Here is a 19,311-nt window from a genome sequence, read left to right on the forward strand (position 1 = left end):
CCATCACATTCATCATCCCCTCAAACACCTTTCAAATTTGCAAACCCCGTCAAATCCCGCGTAAAATGCGCCTATCGCGGGTGTAGTTCAATGGTAGAACGAAAGCTTCCCAAGCTTTAGACGAGGGTTCGATCCCCTCTACCCGCTCCAGATCAGCGCTGGCGCCCGTATCACAGGGCGCCATTTGTATTTTTGAGGCGACCTGTCGCCTGGCGTTACAATGACGCCATGGCCCATGGCAGCTCAATGGCAACTAAATGACAATTGAGCGCCCGCCTCACCTTAACCCTAGCCTTAGCTCGTCTATCAAGCATGTCAGAAAACAAATCCGGCAAACCCCTTTTTTACGATCCGACCGAACACCGGATCCGCAGCTTTGTCACGCGCGCCGGGCGTTTGTCGACGGCGCAGGCGCGCGCCATCGAGGAATTGGGGCCGCGCTTTTGCGTGCCTTACGACAAGGCCGTGGTCGACCTCGGCCAGGTTTTCGGGCGCAGCGCGCCGACTGTCCTGGAAATCGGCTTCGGCATGGGGGAAACCTCGGCCAAGATTGCCGCCGGCATGCCGGAAAAGAATTTCCTCGGGGTCGAAGTCCATACGCCTGGCGTCGGCAGCCTGCTGAAGCTGATCGGCGAGCAGCAGCTGGACAACCTGCGCCTGGTCCAGCATGACGCGGTGGAAGTGCTGACCAACATGATCGCTCCCGGTTCGCTGGCCGGCGCGCATGTGTTCTTTCCCGATCCCTGGCACAAGGCGCGGCACAACAAGCGCCGCCTGATCCAGGGGCCGCTGGTCAGCTTGCTGGCCTCGCGCATCGCGCCGGGCGGTTACCTGCATTGCGCCACCGACTGGCAGGAGTATGCTGAGCAGATGCTGGAAGTGTTGAGCGCCGAACCGCTGCTGAAGAACAGCGCCGAGACTTACGCAGAACGGCCGGATTACCGGCCGGTGACCAAGTTCGAGAACCGCGGCTTGCGGCTCGGGCATGGCGTCTGGGACCTGGTGTTCACGCGCGTTTGAACTGAATTGCCATAGCTGCTATAGGAAGCCTGCGACATGTTGATAACCCGAGTTTTTTCCCGCATCGACAAGCGACTCGCCACGATGGGCGCCTCGGCGTTGCTGCTTGCCCTGTCCCACCTTTCGCCGGTGCAGGCGGGTGAACAGGCGCCGCCGCTGCCGCCTGGAACGATCACGGTTGAAGACACCCATTACCGGCCTGCCGCTCCCGGGGCGCCGCAGCTGCCGGCGTCCTCCGGCCGGCCGTCGGCCGAGGGCATGGTCGAGGCAGCCAAACGTGATGCCGGCAAGATCGACCGCGACCTGCGCAAGGACGCGCCGCCCAAGGACGCAAAGACGGCTGAGCCGACCATGCAGCAAAAACTGGAAATGGGCCTTGCCCCTCCGGCCCCGCCGCCGCCAAGCTCGCCGAAAGACACCACCATGGAAGACATCACGCTGCCCAACGGCCAGCGCGTCACCAAGGTGACCGGGCCGAACGGCACCTATTGCGTGACCCAGATCTCGGTCGGCAATACCAAGGGCGAGGACATCATGCAGAAAGGCGCCATTTCGCGCACTACCTCTTGCGGCTCGGGTTTTTGATGCCTCTGGCGCCAAGACCGGTAGGGTGGGCACATCGTGCCCACGCGTGAACTCACTCCGCACAAATGCCTACTTCGGTGCTGTGTAAGCCCGCACTCCGGATATCACGGTAACGCGTGGGCACAGGTGCCCACCCTACGCGCAGGGCTTTGAAGCAAGCTCGGCCATAGCCGACAAGCAATTTCAGCGAATTACCCGTCTAGCAGCCCGCCATTCGGTACAATCTGCCTATGTTGTCCGAATTCGACCTGATCTCCCGCTACTTCACTCGCGCGCCGCGCAGCAATCTTGCCCAGATTGCGCTCGGCGTCGGCGACGATTGCGCACTGCTGATCCCTGGCGCCGGCAAGCAGCTGGCGATCTCCACCGACATGCTGGTGGAAGGACGCCATTTCTTCCCCGATGCCGATCCCTTCACGCTCGGCCACAAATGCCTGGCGGTGAACCTGTCCGACCTGGCGGCGATGGGCGCGCGGCCGCTGGCGTTTACGCTGGCGCTCGCCCTGCCCGCCGTGCATGAAGAATGGCTGGCGGCGTTTTCGGGCGGGCTGCTGGCGCTGGCTGACGAGCATCAGTGCGAACTGATCGGCGGCGACACTACCAAGGGCCCGTTGAATATCTGCATCACGGTGTTCGGCGAAACCGCGCCCGGACAAGCCCTGCGCCGCGATGCTGCCCAGGCCGGCGACGATATCTGGGTCTCGGGCACGCTGGGCGACGCCCGTCTGGCGCTGGCGGTGTACCGGCAAGAACTCGGCGCCGAGCTAAGTGCGGACCTGAAACTCGGCAGCGACAGTTTCAAACTGGCCGCCACCCGCATGCATCAGCCGACGCCAAGAGTCGCACTAGGCCAGGCCCTGCGCGGCATCGCCCATGCCGCCATCGATATTTCCGACGGCCTGGCCGGCGATCTCGGCCATATCCTGGCGCGCTCGTCCGTCGGCGCCACGCTGGCGGTCGACAGCCTGCCGGCCGGTGCGGTGCTGGGCCGGCAAAACCTGGCGATCCGCCGCCATTTCACCCTGGCCGGCGGCGACGACTACGAATTATGTTTCACCGCCGCTGCCGATCAGCGCGGCGCCGTGCTGGCGGCAGCCCAAAGCGCCGCCACGGCGGTCACCCGCATCGGCAGCATCGACGCCCAACACGGTTTGCGCCTGCGCGACGCTGGCAACAGCACGCTAGACCTGCAACTTGCTTCTTTCGACCACTTTCTCTCAACATGACCCAAGCAACGACCCAAGCAACTGCGCCGTCTCAACCGATCAAGGCCAGCGCCCGCTTCATGCTGTCGCATCCGGCGCACTTGATTGCCCAAGGTTTCGGCAGCGGGCTCTCGCCCATCATGCCGGGCACCTTCGGCACCTTGTTCGGCTGGCTGTCATATGTGGTGCTGACTACCCGCTGGCCGGAAATTTTCACGCCGCTGAACTGGCTGGTGATCATCGCCGCCGGCTTCATCGTCGGCATCTGGACCTGCCAGAGCACCGGCCGCCACCTGGGCGCGCCGGATCACGGCAGCATGGTGTGGGATGAAATCATCGCGTTCTGGCTGGTGCTGGTGCTGGTCACCCCGGCCAACCTGTCGGCACAGTTCGGCGCCTTCATCGTGTTCCGTTTTTTCGACATGGTGAAACCGCCGCCGATCGCCTATTTCGACCGTCATTTCAAGGGCGGTTTCGGCGTCATGTGGGATGACATTGTGGCAGCGTTTTATACACTGCTAGCGCTCGCTTTGTGGCGGGTGATTTAGGACGGCGATTGCATCCGCCGGCAACAAGTGGCAGTATGTACTGACCCAGCCGGCAGAACAGCAAACAGGAGTTGAGACATGAACACCAGCACTGTAGTTGAAGGCAACACCGAGCAAATCCTCGATCTGGCGGCGCAAGTCGGCCGTACCCTGCAAGCCAGGAACTGGTTCCTGTCGACCGCCGAATCCTGCACCGGCGGCGGCGTGTCGCAAGCGATCACGGAAATCGCCGGTTCTTCGGAATGGTTCGATTGTGGCTTCGTCACCTACTCCAATGCGTCCAAGACCGAACTGCTGGATATTCCTGAAGCCGAGATTGCGCAGCACGGCACGGTGAGCGAAGAAATTGCCGCCGCCATGGCTGAAGGCGCGCTGGCCAACAGCAATGCCGACGTCAGCGTCTCCACCACCGGCATCGCCGGACCGGGCGGTGCGGTGCCGGGCAAACCGGTCGGCACGGTCTGCTTCGGCTGGTCAGTCGGCCATCGCACCCACACCGAACGGCTGGTGTTTGCGGGCGACCGCCACGCGGTGCGCGAACAGACCGTGATCCATGCGCTGCAAGGGCTGCTGCGCTTCCTGAAATAAACTCAAATACGAAAGCGATTGATAGCGTCGCGGGTTTCCTCTGCCACGCGGCGCGCGGCCTGAGCGTAGTCTTCGCCGGCGGCCTGGTCAGGCTTGGCGTACAGGATCGCGCGCGACGAGTTGATCATCATGCCCGTGCCGTTCGCCGTTTTGCCGGCGTTCACGGTCGCCTGGATATCGCCGCCCTGGGCGCCGATGCCCGGCACCAGCAACGGCATCTCGCCGATGATGCTGCGCACTTGCGCCAGTTCCTGCGGGAATGTCGCGCCCACCACCAGGGCGCACTGGCCGTTGGTGTTCCACTTGTCAGCCACCAGGCGCGCCACGTGCTGGTAGAGCGGAACGCCATCCACTGTCAGGAACTGCAGGTCGGAACCGCCGGCGTTGGAGGTGCGGCACAGGACAATGGCGCCGCGGTCCTTCCATTCCAGGTACGGTGCGACCGAATCGAAGCCCATGTACGGGCTGACGGTAACGGCGTCGGCGCCGTAGCGCTCGAATGCTTCGCGCGCATACTGCTCGGCGGTGGCGCCGATGTCGCCGCGCTTGGCGTCCATCACGATCGGGATCTGCGGGTAGTTTTTGCGCAGGTAGTCGCAAATCGCTTCCAGCTGGTCTTCCGCCCGAATCGCCGAAAAATAGGCGATTTGCGGCTTGAACGCACAGGCAGTGGCGGCGGTGGCGTCTATGATTTCTTTGCAGAAAGTGAAGATCGCGTCCGGCTGGCCCTGCAAATGTAATGGGAATCTGGCAACATCCGGGTCCAGCCCGACGCACAGCAGGGAATTGTTGGCGCTCCAGGCGGCGGATAGTTTTTCGATAAAAGTCACGGTGAAGCCTCAATAATACAAACCCCCGCATTGTAATTCCAATTTAGCCGGGAATAAGCGGAGTAGTCGCTATTTAACACTTGAGCGGCCTTCGATAGTTTGCTAACGTGCATTACATTGTTTCTTTTATCAGGGATATCCATGAAAACTTTCTTCAAATGGCTGGCAATTGTTACCTTCGCCTCGCTGCTCAGCGCCTGCGGCTACAATGATTTCCAGACCAAGGATGAAGCTGTGAAGGCCGCCTGGGGCGAAGTCGTCAACCAGTACCAGGGGCGCGCCGATCTGGTGCCGAAGATCGCCCAGATCGTCAAGGCCTATGCCACCCATGAAGAAGCCACCTTCGAAGCCGTGACCAAGGCGCGTTCGGCCGCGACCAGTTTCCAGATCACGCCGGAAGTGCTGAACGATCCTGCCGCCTTCGAGAAATTCCAGCAGGTCCAGGGCCAGCTGTCGTCGGCCTTGTCGCGCCTGATGGCGGTGTCCGAGAATTATCCGCAGCTGAAGGCCGACGGCCTGTACCGCGATGCCCAATCGCAGCTGGAAGGCATAGAAAACCGCATCAAGGTGGCGCGCAACCGCTACATCGTTGCGGTGCAGGACTACAACGTGCTGGCGCGCAGTTTCCCGACCAACCTGACCGCGATGGCGATGAGCTACAAGGTCAAGCCGTCGTTCACCGTGGATAATGAAAAGGCGATCTCGACTTCGCCTGACGTCGATTTCGGCGGCAAAAAATAATGTCGCTGAAGGTGATCCCGGCGCTCCCAGCAATCCGCCTGTGGCTGCCGGCGCTGGCCCTGTGGCTGGCGCTGTTTGCGGTACCCGCCTCGGCGCAGACGCAAGTGGCGGTGCCGCCGCTGCAAGCGCACGTCACCGACCTGGCCGGCATGCTGCAGCCGGCGCAGCGCGATGCGCTCGACAATACCTTGAGTGAGTACGAGGCGCGCACCGGCAGCCAGATCGCCGTCCTGCTGCTCAGCAAGACCGAGCCGGAAGGCATCGAGGACTATGCCGTGCGCGTTGCCGACGCCTGGAAGCTTGGACGCAAAGGCATCGACGACGGCGTCATCCTGCTGGTGGCGAAAGACAATCCGAAAGCCTTGCGGCGCATGATGATACTGACCGGACGCGGCGTGCAGGGCACGCTGACCGACGCCCAGTCCAAGCGTGTGCTGCAGGAAATCATCGCGCCGTATTTTTCCAAGGGCGATTTCTATGGCGGCCTGACCGCCGGCATCTCGGCCATCATGCCGTTGCTGGACCAGGAAAACTTTGCACCTCCCAGCCGTAAATCGGGGCCGGCGCAAGAACCCTCCTCCGACTGGCTGGGCGCGCTGGCGCCGCTGCTGTTCTTCGGCTTCATCATCCTGATCACCATCATTTCACGCGCACGCAGCGGCGGCGCCGGTTCCGGCCGTTCGCTCAACAGCAATGTCTGGGGCAACGCCGCCGGCGTCATCATCGGCAGCATCCTGAGCCAGGGTGGACGCGGCGGCGGCGGTTTTGGTGGTGGCGGCGGAGGTGGAGGTGGAGGATTTGGCGGCGGCGGTTTTTCCGGCGGCGGTGGCGGCTTCGATGGCGGCGGCGCGTCGGGAGACTGGTGATGGGAAAAACTCTACAACGCATCTGGCGTCATCTGCTGACTACCCGGCGCAGCGCGCGGCGCGCATTTCCGGCGACCACGCTCAAAGCCATCCAGCAGAAAATTGCCGATGGCGAAGTCACGCACCGCGCCGAAGTCAAAATGATTGTCGAAGGCTCGCTAAGCCTGCCCGCCGTGCTCAACGGCGTCACCTCGCGCAACCGCGCCCATGAACTGTTCTCGCACTACCGGATCTGGGACACGGAAGAAAACGTCGGCGTCCTGCTCTATGTGAACCTGGCCGACCACAAGGTCGAAATCATCGTCGACCGCGCCATCGGCCGCGCCACCAAGTCAGCCGAATGGCAAGCCGTGTGCAAGACCATGACCAAGGAATTCGCCAACGGCGCATTCCACGACAGCACACTGGCCGCGCTGGAACAAATGAACGACATGCTGACCCAGCACTTCCCCGACGAAGGCCGCAAGAAAAACGAACTGTCAGACAAGCCGCTGCTGCTGTAACGTCCAATTAATTCGACTCTGACCCTAATTAATTTATTAGGGTCAGAGTCGAATTTTTTAGCCGCGCATTTTAGCCGTTTTCGTAGACCCACTGCAGCAAGCCGTCTTGCGCCGCCTGGCCGCGAGGGGCGTTGGGGTGGTTGATCAGGCAGACTACCGCGTAGTATTTGCCGGAGGCGGCCAGTACGTAGCCGGCGATCGCCCTGACGTCGTTCAGGGTGCCGGTCTTGACGTGGGCCTGGCCGGCGACGCTCTGGTTTTTCAGGCGCTTGCGCATGGTGCCGTCGTAGCCTACCAGCGGCATCGAGGAAACAAACTCAGGCATGACCGGCGACTGGAAGGCGGCGGCCATCATGCGGCCCATGGTCCTGGCGGAGATCCTTTCGTTGCGCGACAGGCCTGAACCGTTTTCGATCACCAGGCCGTTGGTCTCTATGCCCTTGTTGCTGAGCCAGCTTTGCACGGCGCGCGCGCCACGGTCCGGGGTGGCCGGGACTTTCAGGATGTCGGCGGCAATCGTCAGCAGCACTTGGCGCGCCATCACGTTGTTGCTGTATTTGTTGATGTCGCGGATCACTTCCGGCAGCGTCACCGAATTCCATTCGCTGACCAGGGTGCTGCCGGCCGGCGCCACGCCGTTTTTCACCACGCCGCTGAAACTGCCGCCGAGGTCGGTCCACATCTGGCGGAACACCGCGCCGAAGTATTGCGTGCTGCTCATCTTGTAGGGATTGATATACCAGGTCTTTTCACCGCAGGAAGCCGGCAGCGCGCCGTTGAAACTGGCGCCGTCGGCGTCCACCGACGCCTGCAGCTTACCCTGCCAGTCGTCGCAGTTGCCGCTGCCCAGGCGCGGCGGCGTGATCGGGTAGCCGCTCATCGGCGGATCGATCAGCACGTTGACCTGGCGCGTTTCCGGATTCGGCACGAACTGGAAGGTCAGCGCCTTATAGTTGAGCAGCAAGGCATCCGGGCCGACGTTATACGGCTTCATCGGATCGCCGTCGAATTCGGAGGGGTCGTAGGTGCTCTCGTCAAACGTACTGCGATCCAGCACGATATTGCCGCGGATGTCGCGGATGCCCTTGGCGCGGATCTGGCGCAGGAACAGCCAGAAATTTTCCAGCACCAGCTTGGGGTCGCCGTTGCCCTTGAAGATCAGGTCGCCCTGCAGCACATTGCCGACCTGGCTGCCGTTGGTGTATGCCTGGGTCTTCCAGCGGTAGGTCGGCCCCAGCAGTTCCAGCGCGGCGTCGGTGGTCACCAGCTTCATGGTCGAGGCCGGGTTGAACGGCGTGCCGGCATTGGCGGACGCCATCACCTTGCCGGCGCCGTCGACTTCCTGTACATAAACGCCGACGTTTTGGGCTGGAATCCCGGCAAGCTGCAAGGCCTTGCTGAACGATGCCGGCGGCGTGACAGAAAGGGCAGCGGACGATTCCTGCGCCTGGACGCCAGGCAGCAAGACGGAAGACAAGAGGAGGACACTGATCGCGTGGAGTTTATTCAAGTGGGCACCGGTGAAAAAGAAGGTTTGCACGGGATTATCCCATGCGTTCACGCGATGCAAAAAAAGGAGTCGTGGCCGGCTGCGGAACAAGCTGTAAAGCAGCGCCAGCAGATGTGCGGAAAATCAGAAAACAGTATCGCTGCGGGATGCCGTCAGCGATCCCGACATGCACTTCAAGACTGCGGCGTCAGAGCAACGCTGGTATGGCTTCCAGGATAATCAACGCCAGCAGCGCGCCGCACACAGCGCCAATAGCGCGCAGGCTGCCGCGGGCAACTTTGGAGGCAACCGGCACTTCGCCGCACAACACCACGCCGGCGATGGCTGCCGGCACAAAAAACAGCAGGTTGTTCATCACCAGGTTGACCATGGTCATCTCCTTTATATATTGTAATTTCAGTATAGTTTTCTCATGCTTAAAGGCAAGGCGGAATAATTGATTGACAACAGGCCGGGCATAGCCAAAGCAGTATGGGATTAAACCGATGCTGTCCTGCACAATCTTCTTGACCGCCCTGCCCGGCGCGGCTACTATCCACCAGTCTAAATTTTATGGAGTCCCTTTAATGGGCACTTGTTCGAGTGACAGTTGTAGCCAGACCCGTTCTGGCGCCGCCTCGGCAAGATAACGCAGGACTTCCCCTGCCGTCATCTCGCCGCCGGCGAATGATGGTATCCCAGCTTCCGGAGCGTTTCCGGGCGCACAGTATTCCACCACCTGATCTTGTTTCATCCACAGTTGCGCCGTCGCATCGGCAGCGCGCTAGGCTGATTCTGGCCTCGACCACGGCTAATGCCGCCGTCGAGGCCATCGAACACTTGCATTCAGCGCTGCATCCAGCGTTTGAGATAGATACGGATTGTCATCAAGATGTCACCGATCGAATTTACAGTCTGGTGCCGTTCTAGAACTTTGCGCTTTTTGCCGACAGGCTGTCATCCGTATGGGTTGCCAGTCGTTAACATTAAGTTAAAAGCGATAAAACCACAGGCAAGCAGGCAGCGACACACCGATCGACGACAGCCGACCGCAATGCATGAAAAAAGAAGAAGACCATGAATCTGAATATTCTGAGAGAAACATTCGTTAGCTTTGTCCGCAGCCACGGCATGGATCGCCACTTCCGCCGCCTTGGCGCCGACATGTTCCGCAGCACGCCGGTCAGCAAGGACGTGCCGCCGTCGCTGGCGGAAACCCTGTCCAGCGCTGCCCGCGTCGACATCAGCGAACTGTTCCAGACTCTGCACAGCCGCGCCGACGGCCTGACCGAAGCGGAAGCGGACACTATCCGCGCCAGCGCCGGTCCGAATGAAGTCGAGCACGAAAAGCCGATCTCGAAATGGGTGCACCTGTGGCAATGCTACAAAAACCCGTTCAACCTGCTGCTGACCGTGCTGGCCGCCGTGTCCTACCTCACGGAAGACATGAAAGCCACCATCGTCATCGGCTCCATGGTCGTGCTGTCGACCATGATGCGCTTCATCCAGGAGTCGCGTTCCAACACCGCCGCCGACAAGCTCAAGGCGATGGTCAGCAACACCGCCACCGTGCTGCGCCACGACCTGGCCGAAGACATCGCCGAGGAAGCCCTGCGCTACTTCGACGTCACCCTGCATCCGAAGGGCGCGCGCCGCATCGAGCTGCCGATCAAGAAGCTGGTGCCGGGCGACATCGTCCAGCTGTCCGCCGGCGACATGATCCCGGCCGACCTGCGCCTGCTGACCGCCAAGGACCTGTTCATCAGCCAGGCCGCCATGACCGGCGAATCGCTGCCGGTAGAGAAATTCGTCGCCCACCGCGGCACCGCCACCAGCAACCCGCTGGAGCTGGACAACCTGTGTTTCATGGGCACCAACGTGGTCAGCGGTTCGGCCACCGCGATCGTGGTTACCACCGGCAACCGCACCTACTTCGGCGCCCTGGCCGAGCGCGTCACCGCCACCGACCGTACGCCGACGGCATTCCAGTCCGGCGTCAACAAGGTCAGCTGGCTGCTGATCCGCTTCATGATGGTGATGACGCCGGTAGTGTTCCTGCTGAACGGCTACACCAAGGGCGACTGGGTCGAAGCGTTCCTGTTTGCGATGTCGATCGCGGTCGGCCTGACGCCGGAAATGCTGCCGATGATCGTCACCTCGACCCTGGCCAAGGGCGCCGTCGCGCTGTCGCGCAAGAAGGTGATCGTCAAGCGGCTGGACGCAATCCAGAACTTCGGCGCCATGGACGTGCTGTGCACCGACAAGACCGGCACCCTGACCCAGGACAAGATTTTCCTGGAACGCCATACCGACATCCTCGGCGAGCAGGACGATCTGGTGCTGGAATACGCCTACCTCAACAGCCATTACCAGACCGGCCTCAAAAACCTGCTGGATGTGGCCGTGCTGGAACACGCCGAACTGCAACGCGAAATGGCGCTGGCCTCGGCCTACCGCAAGGTCGATGAAATCCCGTTCGATTTCCAGCGCCGCCGCATGTCGGTGGTGGTCAGCGAACGCGAGGATCACCATGAGCTGATCTGCAAGGGCGCCGTCGAAGAAATCGTCTCGGTCTGCACCCACGCCCGCCATAACGGCCAGGTGGTGCCGTTCACCAAGGAACTGCTGCAGGAAATCTACGAAACCACGTCCAGCCTGAACGCTGAAGGCTTGCGCGTGGTGGCGGTAGCCGCCAAGGACCTGCCGCCGACCAAGGAAGTGTATGGCGTGGCCGATGAAAGCGACCTGGTCCTGATCGGCTACATCGCCTTCCTCGATCCGCCGAAAGAATCGACCAAGCCGGCGCTGGACGCGCTCAAGGCACACGGCATCACGGTCAAGATCCTGACCGGCGACAATGAACTGGTGACCGCCAAGATCTGCCGCCAGGTCGGCCTGGCCGTGGACGGCATGTTGCTCGGCAACGACGTCGAGAAAATGAGCGACGCCGAGCTCGCCATGGCAGTCGACACCACCACCGTATTCGCCAAGCTGAGCCCGACCCACAAGGAACGCATCGTGCGCGTCCTGCATGACAAGGGCCACGTGGTCGGCTTCATGGGCGACGGCATCAACGATGCGCCAGCGCTGCGCGCGGCCGACATCGGCATCTCGGTCGACACCGCGGTCGATATCGCCAAGGAAGCGGCCGACATCATCCTGCTGGAAAAGAGCCTGATGGTGCTGGAAGAAGGCGTGCTGGAAGGCCGCAAGACGTTCGCCAACATGCTGAAGTACATCAAGATGACGGCCAGCTCCAACTTCGGCAACGTGTTCTCGGTATTGGTTGCAAGCGCGTTCCTGCCGTTCCTGCCGATGCTGCCGTTGCACCTGCTGGTGCAGAACCTGCTGTACGACATCTCGCAGATCACGATTCCCTTCGATAACGTCGACAAGGAATTCCTGGAAAAACCGCAGCGCTGGAATGCCGGCGAAATCGGCCGCTTCATGGTGTTCTTCGGTCCGATCAGCTCGATTTTCGATATCACCACATTTGCCCTGATGTGGTACATCTTCGGCGCCAACACGCCGGAACACCAGACGCTGTTCCAGTCCGGCTGGTTCATCGAAGGCTTGCTGTCGCAAACCCTGATCGTGCACATGATCCGCACCCGCAAGATCCCGTTCTTCCAGAGCCGCGCTTCGTGGGCGCTGATGAGCATGACCCTGATCATCATGATGGTCGGCATCCTGCTGCCGATGTCGCCGCTGGCCCACTACTTCAAACTGCAGGCTTTGCCGCTGACCTACTTCCCGTGGCTGCTGCTTATCCTGGTGGCCTATGCGGTGCTGACGCAGGCGATGAAAGGCTGGTACGCCCGCCGCTACGGCTGGCAATAACGTTCACGCGTGGGCACGATGTGCCCACCCTACCTACTTCCCGTGCTGCTGCTATGGCTCGTGATAACACGTAGGGTGGGCACCTGTGCCCACGCGTGACCCTGATAACCGGAGTACAAGCAACAGCGTGGGCACGGGGTGCCCACCCTACCCAACCAGGCCCGCCGCGATGTTGATCGACAAACCCAGGATGGCGGAATTGAACAGGAACGTCAGCACCGACTGCATCAGCACGATCTTGCGCATGGAGCGCGTCATGATGCTGACATCGGAAGTCTGGACCGCCACCGCCATCGTGAACGAAAAATAGAGGAAATCCCAGTAGTCGGGATTTTTTTCGTCGTCGGGAAAACGCAGCGGCAGCTTGTCGCCGGCGCAGGCGTAAAACAGGCGCGCATAGTGCAGCGCAAAGATGGTGCCCACCAGGAACCAGGAACCGAGCACCGTCATGCCGGTAAACATGTACCTGAGCTCTTTCGGGCCCGGCAGGAAATCCTGGGTATGCGCCAGCCCCAGCACCACAGCGCCGATGCTGCTGACCGCGGCGACGCAAATGATGACCAGTATCGTGGTATCGTTTTCGTCCTCGACGGCGGCGCGCCTTTTCACCTGTCCCGCGTTGGCCCGGACCATCATCCACCAGAGCGTCGCCAGGTAGCTCCAGACGCCGGCGTTCCAGCCGATCAGCAGGCGTGTCAGGTGCGAGCTGGTGGGCTGGATCGCCCACACTGCGAAGCCGATGATCAATGCAATCATCAGGCGCGGGTGGGTATGGAAAACCAGGCGGCGGAAATTATTCATGCTTGTCCTTTTTGAATCCGGTATCAATGCTTCTGAATCGACAGCATATTGCAACTGCGGGTTTCCGTGTGTTTTCCTTGAATCTGGCGTGCGTACCAGGAAAACGCGGCAAAAAAATAAAGCGCCCTGGCAGGCGCTTTATCGTTTTCGAGGAACAGAAAATTACATGTCGGACGTATGCAGCTTGCCGCCGACTGCACTACCGCCCGCTTCGTCAAGGCGTTCGCCGTGATGGTGCTTGCGCCGCAGCTTGCGGCCCGCCCATACCAGGAAATCGTCGACGTAAGTGAACACCACAGGGATGACCAGCAGGCTGAGGAAGGTCGAAGTCACCAGGCCGCCGATCACGGCAATCGCCATCGGACCGCGGAAGCTGGAATCGGCGCCCAGTCCCAGCGCGATAGGCAGCATGCCGGCGCCCATCGCGATAGTCGTCATGACGATCGGCTGGGCCCGCTTGTGGCAGGCATCCATCAAGGCGTCGAAGCGGCTCAGTCCGTGATCGCGGCGGGCCACGATGGCGTACTCGACCAGCAGGATCGAATTCTTGACCGCAATCCCCATCAGCATCAGCAGGCCGATCAGCGACGGCATGGAGAACGAGTTGTGCGTGATCAGCAAAGCCGCAAACGCGCCGCCGATCGACAAGGGCAATGCCGCCAGGATCGTCACCGGCTGCAGGAAACCCTTGAACAGCAGCACCAGTACCATGTAGACGCACAGCACGCCGGTCAGCATCGCGAGGGCGAAACCGGAGAACAGTTCCTTCATGACTTCGGCATCGCCCAGCGCGCCGCGCTTGACGTTAGGCGGCAGGTTGTTCAGGCTCGGCAAGGCATTGACCTTGTCCATCACCTCGCCCAGTTCATGGCCGTTCAGTTCGACGTGGATGATCACGCGGCGGTTGCGGTCGATGCGGTCGATGCGCGCCGGTCCGCTGTCGAAACGGATATCGGCCACCGAGCTGAGCGGCACATTGCCGCTTTTCCCCTGCACCGACAAACGTTCCAGCACACTCATGTCATGCCGCGCGTCTTCCGGCAGGCGCACCCGGATCGGCACCTGGCGTTCCGGCAGGTTCAGCTTGGCGACCGACTGGTCGTAGTCGCCCGAGGTCGCTATGCGCAAGGTTTCGCCGATGGCGGATGCGGTGACGCCAAGGTCGGCCGCTTTCGCGAAGTTAGGCGTGACGATGATTTCCGGGCGCACCAGGCTGATGCTGGACGTCACGTTGCCGAGATCGGGAATGGTGCGGATCTCGCGCTCCACCGCCTGCGTCACCGCGCTCAGCGCCTGCGGATCGTCGCCCGACAGCAGCAGCTGCAATTCCTCGCCGTTGCCGCCGGCGCCGACGGTGTAGCGCAATCCAGGCAACTTGGTCAGCAGCTTGCGCAGCTCGATATCGACTTCGCTCTGTTTCTTCTTGCGCTCCGGCGGATCCTTGAGCAGCACGGTCAGGGTGGCGCGCCGCGCATCGTCGCCGCCGATCGCACTGTATACCTGCGACACATCCTTGTTAGTCAGCAGCAAGCTGCGCGCATACTCGGCGCTGGCGCGGGTGTTCTCCAGGATGCTGCCGGGCGGCAGTTCCAGCGTCACCTGCGTCTGCCCGCGGTCGCTGGCCGGGATGAAGCCGGTCGGCAGGAACGGGATCATCGCCAGCGATGCGATAAAAAACAGCGCCGCCATGCCCATGGTCTTGACCCGGTGCCGCATGCACCAGGACGCGATCACCAGGTACTTGGCCATCAGGCGGCTTTCCTTCTTTTCATGCAGGATAGGCTTGAGCAGATAGGCCGCCATCATCGGCGTCAGCAGCCGCGCCACCACCAGCGAGGTGGTCACCGCAATCGCCGCGGTCCAGCCGAACTGTTTGAAATATTTACCAACGATGCCGCTCATGAACGCCGTCGGCAGGAACACCGCCACCAGCGTAAAGGTAGTCGCCACCACCGCCAGGCCGATTTCGTCGGCAGCTTCCATCGCCGCCTGGTACGGCGTCTTGCCCATGCGCAGGTGGCGCACGATGTTTTCGATTTCAACGATCGCATCGTCGACCAGGATACCGATCACCAGCGCCAGCGACAACAAGGTCACGCCGTTGAGGGTGAAGCCGAGATAGTTCATCACCATGAAGGTCGGGATGATCGACAGCGGCAGCGCCGCCGCGGCCACCAGCGTCGCGCGCCAGTCGCGCAGGAAGAACCAGACCACCAGCACCGCCAGCAGCGCGCCTTCATACAGCAGCGACATGGAGCCGTCGTAGTTTTCCTGGACCGCGTCGACGTTGTTGAAGGCTTCCTCGATCTTCACATGGGAAGCTTTCTCGCCCAGCGCCGCGACCGCCTTCTTCACCGCCTTGGATACCGTGATTTCGCTGGAACCCTTGCTGCGCGTGATTTCAAAGCCGACCACCGGCTTGCCGTCGAGCAGCGTGATGGCGGTACGTTCGCCGACGCCGTCGGTCACCTTGGCGACCTGGTCCAGCCGGATCACATGGCCGTCCGGCAAAGCCATCTGCAAGGCAGCGATTTCCGCTACATTGCCGACCGTGCCGATGGTGCGCACCGATTGCCGGGCGCCGCTGATATCGGCCTTGCCGCCCGGCGCTTCCTGCTGCACGCGCTGCAGCTGGCGCGAGATCTGCGCCGCCGACACGTTCAGGGCCGCCATCCGCTCCGGATCGAGTTCCACCAGCACTTCACGGTTGACGCCGCCGACGCGGGCGATCTTGCCGACGCCAGGCACCGACAGCAAGGCCTTGGATACCTCGTTGTCGACGAACCAGGACAAGGCTTCTTCATCCAGCTGTTCGGACTTGACGGTGTAGGTGATGATAGGCTGGCCCGAGGTGCTGGCCTTGCCGTAGACCGGATCGCGGACGTCGATCGGCAAATCGCTGCGCACGCGGTTGACCGCATCATGTATATCGTCCATGGCTTCCTGGATATCTTTTTCCAGGCGGAATTCAATATTGATGTTGACCACGCCATCGTTGATGGTGGTGTAGATATGGCGGATGTCGGTGACGGTAGCGACCGAATTTTCAATCTTGCGCGCCACCTCGGTTTCCAGCTGCGAGGGCGAAGCGCCCGGCAAGGCGGTGGAAACAGAAATGAAGGGAAAATCGATATCGGGCGAATCCTGGACCAGCATGCTTTTGAAACTCATCAGCCCCATGACGGTGAGCATGATGAACAGCAGGATGGCGGGAACCGGGTGCTTGATCGACAGAGCGGAAAAATTCATGGCGGCTCCCGGGTTACTTCAAGGCCAGCGGCGCGGCGTTGGCGGCGACCGGCTTATTTTCGGCTGGATTCGCGGCCGGATTCGCCACGCGCACGGTGTCGCCGTCGGCCAGGAAGCCCGCGCCCTTTTCAATCAGCACCATGGCCGGCGTGATGCTGCTGGCGCCGTCGACCACTTCAATCCGTTCGCCGACACGCCGTCCCAGGTTGACCTTGGTCTGGATGACTTTATCGTCCTTGCCCAGCTGATAGACATAACTGAAACCGTCGCGCATCACCACCGCGCTTTGCGGCAAGGTCAGCGCCTCGGCGCGGCCAAGCAGGAACTGGCCGGTGCCGAACATGCCGGCGTGGGCGCTGCCCGGCACCGGCAGGTCGACATACACCAGCGCGTTGCGGGTAGCCGGATCCACCGTCGGCGCAATCATGCGCACCTTGCCGTCGACCAGCACGCCGTTGGTGACACGCAGTTTCACCGCCTGCCCGACCTTGATCTGCAGCAGGTCGGTAGCGTTGACTTCGGCGCGCCATTCGAGGCGGCTCTGGCGGATCAGCTTGAACAGTTCCTGGCCCTGCGACGCCACCGCACCGACGGTTGCGCTGCGTGAAGAAATGACACCGTCGTCAGGCGCGATCACCTCGGTCTGGCGCAGCCGGATCTGCTGCATTTCCAGGCTGGCCTGGGCCGACAGCAAACGCGCCTTGGCGCTGCGTTCAGCCACTTCATACTGCGTGGTTTGCTGGCCGCTCAAGGCGCCGCTGTTAACCAGGGTGCGCGCCCGCTCGGCGTTGGCGTCGGCTTCCGACAAAGCCGCGCGCGCTTCCTCCACCGCGGCTTTTTGCTGGGCCACCTGGGCCGCCACGCTTTCATTGGTAAAGCGCGCAAGCACCTGGCCGCGTTTGACCACATCCCCGACATTGACCCGCACTTCCGACAGCAACAAGCCGCCCAGCTCGCTGCCCACCACGGCTTCCTGCCAGGCGGCGATGCTGCCGTTGGCGGTCAGCGACAGCGGCCAGTCGACGGTTTGCGCCTTGGTGGTGGTGACGGTGAGCGAGGCCTTTGGCTTGGCCGCTTCCTTGTTGCCCGCCTTGTCGCCTGATTTGGCGTGGTTGCTGGTAGTGGCCCAGAACGCGCCGCTGGCGATCACGACCACGGCGGCGACGATTGCTGCTTGCTTGAAAGATGGCTTTTTCATGACAGGATTCTTTACGGATAGTATTAAGAACGATCGGTGTCTGGCGCGCGTGCAGGGGTAGCTGGTGTTACTGCAGCCTGCTCCTTGCCATTACGCCAGCCTCCGCCCAGGGCCTTGTAGAGTGCAATCCAGGCGGTCACATGTTCGCGTTGTACGCTGATTTGAGTCTGCTGCGCCGACAGGAAAGTGCGGCGCGCATCTTCCAGTTCAAACAGGCTGCCGCTCCCGGCCTTGAATTTGTCGTCGTTGGCGCGGAAGTAGCTCTCGTATTCCTTCGCCGCCAGCGCCGCATCGTCTTCGCGCCGCGCAGCCGCATCCAGCCGCACCAGCGCTTCTTCGATTTCACGCGCCGCAGTGCGCACCTGCAGCTGGTAGCCGGCATAGGCCTCGTCGTAACGGCCGCGCGCCAGGTCGACTTGCGCCCTGAGCAGCCCGGCATCGAACAGCGGCAGCTTGAGCGACGGACCGAACGACCAGGTGTCGGAACGGGAGCTGCTGCCGTCGAAGCGGAAGCCGCCGATGCCGATGCTGCCCAGCAGCGAAAGGCTCGGATAGCGGTTGGCCTGGGCGACATTGATCTCGGCGCTGGCGGCCGCCAGTTCGCGCTCGGCGACAGCGATGTCAGGCCGTTGCGACAAAGCCTGCGCCGGCACGCTCTCGACCACGAAACCGCGCGGCGTCGGCAGACGCTCGTTGACCGCAAGCTTGGTGCGCAAGGCCGGTTCGGCAATGTCGGTCAGCGCCACCAGGGCCTTGACGTCAAGATCGCACTCGGTACGCTGCACCACCAGTTTTTGCCGGGCGTCCGCGGTAGAGCCGTTGATCAGCGCACCGTCCGCCGGCGCCGTAAAGCCAGCCTTGACTTTCAGCGCCGTCAGCTGAGCGGTCTGTTCGCGCGACTTCAGGTCCTGCGCCAGCATCGCCGCAATGGCGACACAGGCACGGTAGTTCACCAGGGTACTGCCGACTTCCGCCGCCAGCGACACTTTGGCGCCGTACCAGTCGGCGTTGCGGGCGAACACACGCGCATTGGCAGCTTCGGCCGTCTTGCGCTTGCCGCCAAACAGGTCAAGTTCCCAGCTGGCGTCGAAGGCGGCAGTGCTGTTGGTGGTGATGATGCTGGCGCTGCCCAGGCCGGTGGTGCCGGTGAGCGATTTGCTGCGCATGCTGCTGGCGTCGGCAGCCACCGAAGGAAAGAGCGCACTGCCGGCGGAACCCGCCGCGGCGCGCGCCTGCGCGATACGCGCCAAGGCCTGCGCCAGGCTCGGGTTGCTGGCCTGGGCTGTTGCCACCAGTTCGCTCACCAGCGGGTCGTCGAACTGCGACCACCAGTCCGTCAGGTTGGCCGCACCATTGGCGGCGGTTGGCGGGAGGCTGGCCTGGAATTGCGGCAGCACGGCTTGTGACGATGTAGCTGGCGAGGGTTCCTGGTAGGTAGGCCCGACAACACAACCGGCGATCACGGACAGCAGGGGTACGCTGCCGAGCATCTTGAATAAACGCATCCTTTTCCCTTACATGATTTTTTGAGGGGCTCCCAAATGCGGGATTTTTAATTGTTTTGTGCTGCTTTACTGGCTGTAACGCTGTCTCTGGCTATTTGCTGCAACTCTCCAATGTACAGTGTGTGCCGCCACTGTAAAGAGGAAAATTGCTGTCCGGTACGCGATTGCGACAAGCTGCTGAATCGTGGGGATAAACCGGCTAAAACACGGGATGAAATGCAATCGGGCATATCGCAGGAAATATCCGCGAAATATTATCAAAAAATTACTAAAAAAGGCATCCCGTAAAATTTCTGCGCTGCAATAATAGCGTGCTTCTGCCCTGTTTAGTAAGCCCCATACC

17 protein-coding genes and 1 tRNA gene are annotated in these 19,311 nt (G+C 61.7%); 10 read left to right on the forward strand and 8 right to left on the reverse strand.

Annotated elements, in window-relative coordinates:
* Positions 1 to 76 precede the first annotated feature (76 nt).
* The 6 genes from CFU_RS19230 to CFU_RS19255 all read left to right on the forward strand — a co-directional run bounded on the left by CFU_RS19230 (position 77) and on the right by CFU_RS19255 (position 3,946).
* Positions 77 to 150 (forward strand) — tRNA-Gly (locus CFU_RS19230).
* Between the two features lie 162 nt (positions 151 to 312).
* Complete coding sequence (gene trmB, locus CFU_RS19235) at positions 313 to 1,020, forward strand: tRNA (guanosine(46)-N7)-methyltransferase TrmB (RefSeq protein WP_014007670.1); 708 nt, start codon at positions 313 to 315, stop codon at positions 1,018 to 1,020.
* Positions 1,021 to 1,056: 36 nt separating this feature from the next.
* Positions 1,057 to 1,605, forward strand: coding sequence for a hypothetical protein (locus CFU_RS19240; RefSeq protein WP_014007671.1), 549 nt, complete (start codon positions 1,057 to 1,059; stop codon positions 1,603 to 1,605).
* Positions 1,606 to 1,835: 230 nt separating this feature from the next.
* Positions 1,836 to 2,831 carry a thiamine-phosphate kinase gene (thiL, locus tag CFU_RS19245; RefSeq protein ID WP_014007672.1) on the forward strand — a complete coding sequence of 332 codons (996 nt, stop codon included), beginning with the start codon at positions 1,836 to 1,838 and terminating at the stop codon, positions 2,829 to 2,831.
* On the forward strand, positions 2,828 to 3,358 hold the full coding sequence (locus CFU_RS19250; RefSeq protein ID WP_014007673.1) for a phosphatidylglycerophosphatase A family protein: 531 nt from the start codon (positions 2,828 to 2,830) through the stop codon (positions 3,356 to 3,358). Before thiL ends, CFU_RS19250 begins: the two co-directional genes overlap by 4 nt.
* Before the next feature lie 78 nt (positions 3,359 to 3,436).
* Positions 3,437 to 3,946, forward strand: coding sequence for a CinA family protein (locus CFU_RS19255; RefSeq protein WP_014007674.1), 510 nt, complete (start codon positions 3,437 to 3,439; stop codon positions 3,944 to 3,946).
* A gap of 2 nt (positions 3,947 to 3,948) precedes the next feature.
* Here CFU_RS19255 and pyrF read toward each other — a convergent pair whose 3' ends face one another.
* Positions 3,949 to 4,776: an orotidine-5'-phosphate decarboxylase gene (gene pyrF / locus CFU_RS19260; RefSeq protein ID WP_014007675.1), complete on the reverse strand. Its 828-nt coding sequence runs from the start codon at positions 4,774 to 4,776 to the stop codon at positions 3,949 to 3,951.
* Between the two features lie 141 nt (positions 4,777 to 4,917).
* Here pyrF and CFU_RS19265 point away from each other — a divergent pair, with 141 nt between their 5' ends.
* Genes CFU_RS19265 through CFU_RS19275 form a run of 3 tightly spaced genes read left to right on the forward strand, consistent with a single transcriptional unit; the run spans position 4,918 to position 6,886 of the window.
* Positions 4,918 to 5,517 carry a LemA family protein gene (locus CFU_RS19265; protein WP_041742446.1) on the forward strand — a complete coding sequence of 200 codons (600 nt, stop codon included), beginning with the start codon at positions 4,918 to 4,920 and terminating at the stop codon, positions 5,515 to 5,517.
* Positions 5,517 to 6,383: a TPM domain-containing protein gene (locus CFU_RS19270; RefSeq protein ID WP_014007677.1), complete on the forward strand. Its 867-nt coding sequence runs from the start codon at positions 5,517 to 5,519 to the stop codon at positions 6,381 to 6,383. Before CFU_RS19265 ends, CFU_RS19270 begins: the two co-directional genes overlap by 1 nt.
* On the forward strand, positions 6,383 to 6,886 hold the full coding sequence (locus CFU_RS19275; protein WP_041742447.1) for a TPM domain-containing protein: 504 nt from the start codon (positions 6,383 to 6,385) through the stop codon (positions 6,884 to 6,886). Before CFU_RS19270 ends, CFU_RS19275 begins: the two co-directional genes overlap by 1 nt.
* A gap of 70 nt (positions 6,887 to 6,956) precedes the next feature.
* Here CFU_RS19275 and dacB read toward each other — a convergent pair whose 3' ends face one another.
* The 3 genes from dacB to CFU_RS24650 all read right to left on the reverse strand — a co-directional run bounded on the left by dacB (position 6,957) and on the right by CFU_RS24650 (position 9,129).
* Positions 6,957 to 8,351 carry a D-alanyl-D-alanine carboxypeptidase/D-alanyl-D-alanine endopeptidase gene (dacB, locus tag CFU_RS19280; protein ID WP_238531508.1) on the reverse strand — a complete coding sequence of 465 codons (1,395 nt, stop codon included), beginning with the start codon at positions 8,349 to 8,351 and terminating at the stop codon, positions 6,957 to 6,959.
* A 232-nt stretch (positions 8,352 to 8,583) separates the two neighbouring features.
* Complete coding sequence (locus tag CFU_RS25270) at positions 8,584 to 8,895, reverse strand: hypothetical protein (protein WP_014007680.1); 312 nt, start codon at positions 8,893 to 8,895, stop codon at positions 8,584 to 8,586.
* Between the two features lie 51 nt (positions 8,896 to 8,946).
* Positions 8,947 to 9,129 (reverse strand): hypothetical protein, encoded by a 183-nt coding sequence (locus CFU_RS24650; protein WP_148264896.1) that lies wholly within the window; start codon positions 9,127 to 9,129, stop codon positions 8,947 to 8,949.
* Positions 9,130 to 9,452: 323 nt separating this feature from the next.
* Between CFU_RS24650 and mgtA the strand changes: the two genes are divergently transcribed.
* Complete coding sequence (mgtA, locus tag CFU_RS19290; RefSeq protein WP_014007681.1) at positions 9,453 to 12,215, forward strand: magnesium-translocating P-type ATPase; 2,763 nt, start codon at positions 9,453 to 9,455, stop codon at positions 12,213 to 12,215.
* Between the two features lie 147 nt (positions 12,216 to 12,362).
* On the opposite strand, the gene CFU_RS19295 is transcribed toward mgtA, so the two are convergent.
* The 4 genes from CFU_RS19295 to CFU_RS19310 all read right to left on the reverse strand — a co-directional run bounded on the left by CFU_RS19295 (position 12,363) and on the right by CFU_RS19310 (position 18,968).
* The gene (locus CFU_RS19295; RefSeq protein WP_041742451.1) at positions 12,363 to 13,016 is read right to left on the reverse strand and encodes a DUF1345 domain-containing protein; all 654 of its coding nucleotides are present in this window, start codon (positions 13,014 to 13,016) and stop codon (positions 12,363 to 12,365) included.
* Positions 13,017 to 13,178: 162 nt separating this feature from the next.
* On the reverse strand, positions 13,179 to 16,265 hold the full coding sequence (locus CFU_RS19300; RefSeq protein WP_014007683.1) for an efflux RND transporter permease subunit: 3,087 nt from the start codon (positions 16,263 to 16,265) through the stop codon (positions 13,179 to 13,181).
* A 13-nt stretch (positions 16,266 to 16,278) separates the two neighbouring features.
* Entirely contained in the window at positions 16,279 to 17,463 is a 1,185-nt protein-coding gene (locus CFU_RS19305) for an efflux RND transporter periplasmic adaptor subunit (RefSeq protein ID WP_014007684.1), read from the reverse strand.
* Positions 17,464 to 17,486: 23 nt separating this feature from the next.
* A complete protein-coding gene (locus CFU_RS19310; protein WP_014007685.1) occupies positions 17,487 to 18,968 on the reverse strand; it encodes an efflux transporter outer membrane subunit in 1,482 nt (493 codons plus the stop codon).
* Positions 18,969 to 19,311: the final 343 nt, after the last annotated feature.

The sequence above is a fragment of the Collimonas fungivorans Ter331 genome (genome assembly GCF_000221045.1).
In the GTDB taxonomy this organism is placed as follows: Bacteria; Pseudomonadota; Gammaproteobacteria; order Burkholderiales; family Burkholderiaceae_D; genus Collimonas; species Collimonas fungivorans_A.

Bases quoted from the DNA above. Each gene is read 5' to 3' on its own strand.
- CFU_RS19250 (WP_014007673.1), top strand. From the start codon at position 2,828: ATGACCCAAGCAACGACCCAAGCAACTGCGCCGTCTCAACCGATCAAG.
- CFU_RS24650 (WP_148264896.1), bottom strand. From the start codon at position 9,129: ATGAAACAAGATCAGGTGGTGGAATACTGTGCGCCCGGAAACGCTCCG.
- CFU_RS19295 (WP_041742451.1), bottom strand. From the start codon at position 13,016: ATGAATAATTTCCGCCGCCTGGTTTTCCATACCCACCCGCGCCTGATG.
- CFU_RS19275 (WP_041742447.1), top strand. From the start codon at position 6,383: ATGGGAAAAACTCTACAACGCATCTGGCGTCATCTGCTGACTACCCGG.
- CFU_RS19310 (WP_014007685.1), bottom strand. From the start codon at position 18,968: ATGCGTTTATTCAAGATGCTCGGCAGCGTACCCCTGCTGTCCGTGATC.
- CFU_RS19300 (WP_014007683.1), bottom strand. From the start codon at position 16,265: ATGAATTTTTCCGCTCTGTCGATCAAGCACCCGGTTCCCGCCATCCTG.
- CFU_RS19255 (WP_014007674.1), top strand. From the start codon at position 3,437: ATGAACACCAGCACTGTAGTTGAAGGCAACACCGAGCAAATCCTCGAT.
- CFU_RS19305 (WP_014007684.1), bottom strand. From the start codon at position 17,463: ATGAAAAAGCCATCTTTCAAGCAAGCAGCAATCGTCGCCGCCGTGGTC.
- trmB (WP_014007670.1), top strand. From the start codon at position 313: ATGTCAGAAAACAAATCCGGCAAACCCCTTTTTTACGATCCGACCGAA.
- thiL (WP_014007672.1), top strand. From the start codon at position 1,836: ATGTTGTCCGAATTCGACCTGATCTCCCGCTACTTCACTCGCGCGCCG.
- CFU_RS19265 (WP_041742446.1), top strand. From the start codon at position 4,918: ATGAAAACTTTCTTCAAATGGCTGGCAATTGTTACCTTCGCCTCGCTG.
- CFU_RS19240 (WP_014007671.1), top strand. From the start codon at position 1,057: ATGTTGATAACCCGAGTTTTTTCCCGCATCGACAAGCGACTCGCCACG.
- CFU_RS19270 (WP_014007677.1), top strand. From the start codon at position 5,517: ATGTCGCTGAAGGTGATCCCGGCGCTCCCAGCAATCCGCCTGTGGCTG.
- mgtA (WP_014007681.1), top strand. From the start codon at position 9,453: ATGAATCTGAATATTCTGAGAGAAACATTCGTTAGCTTTGTCCGCAGC.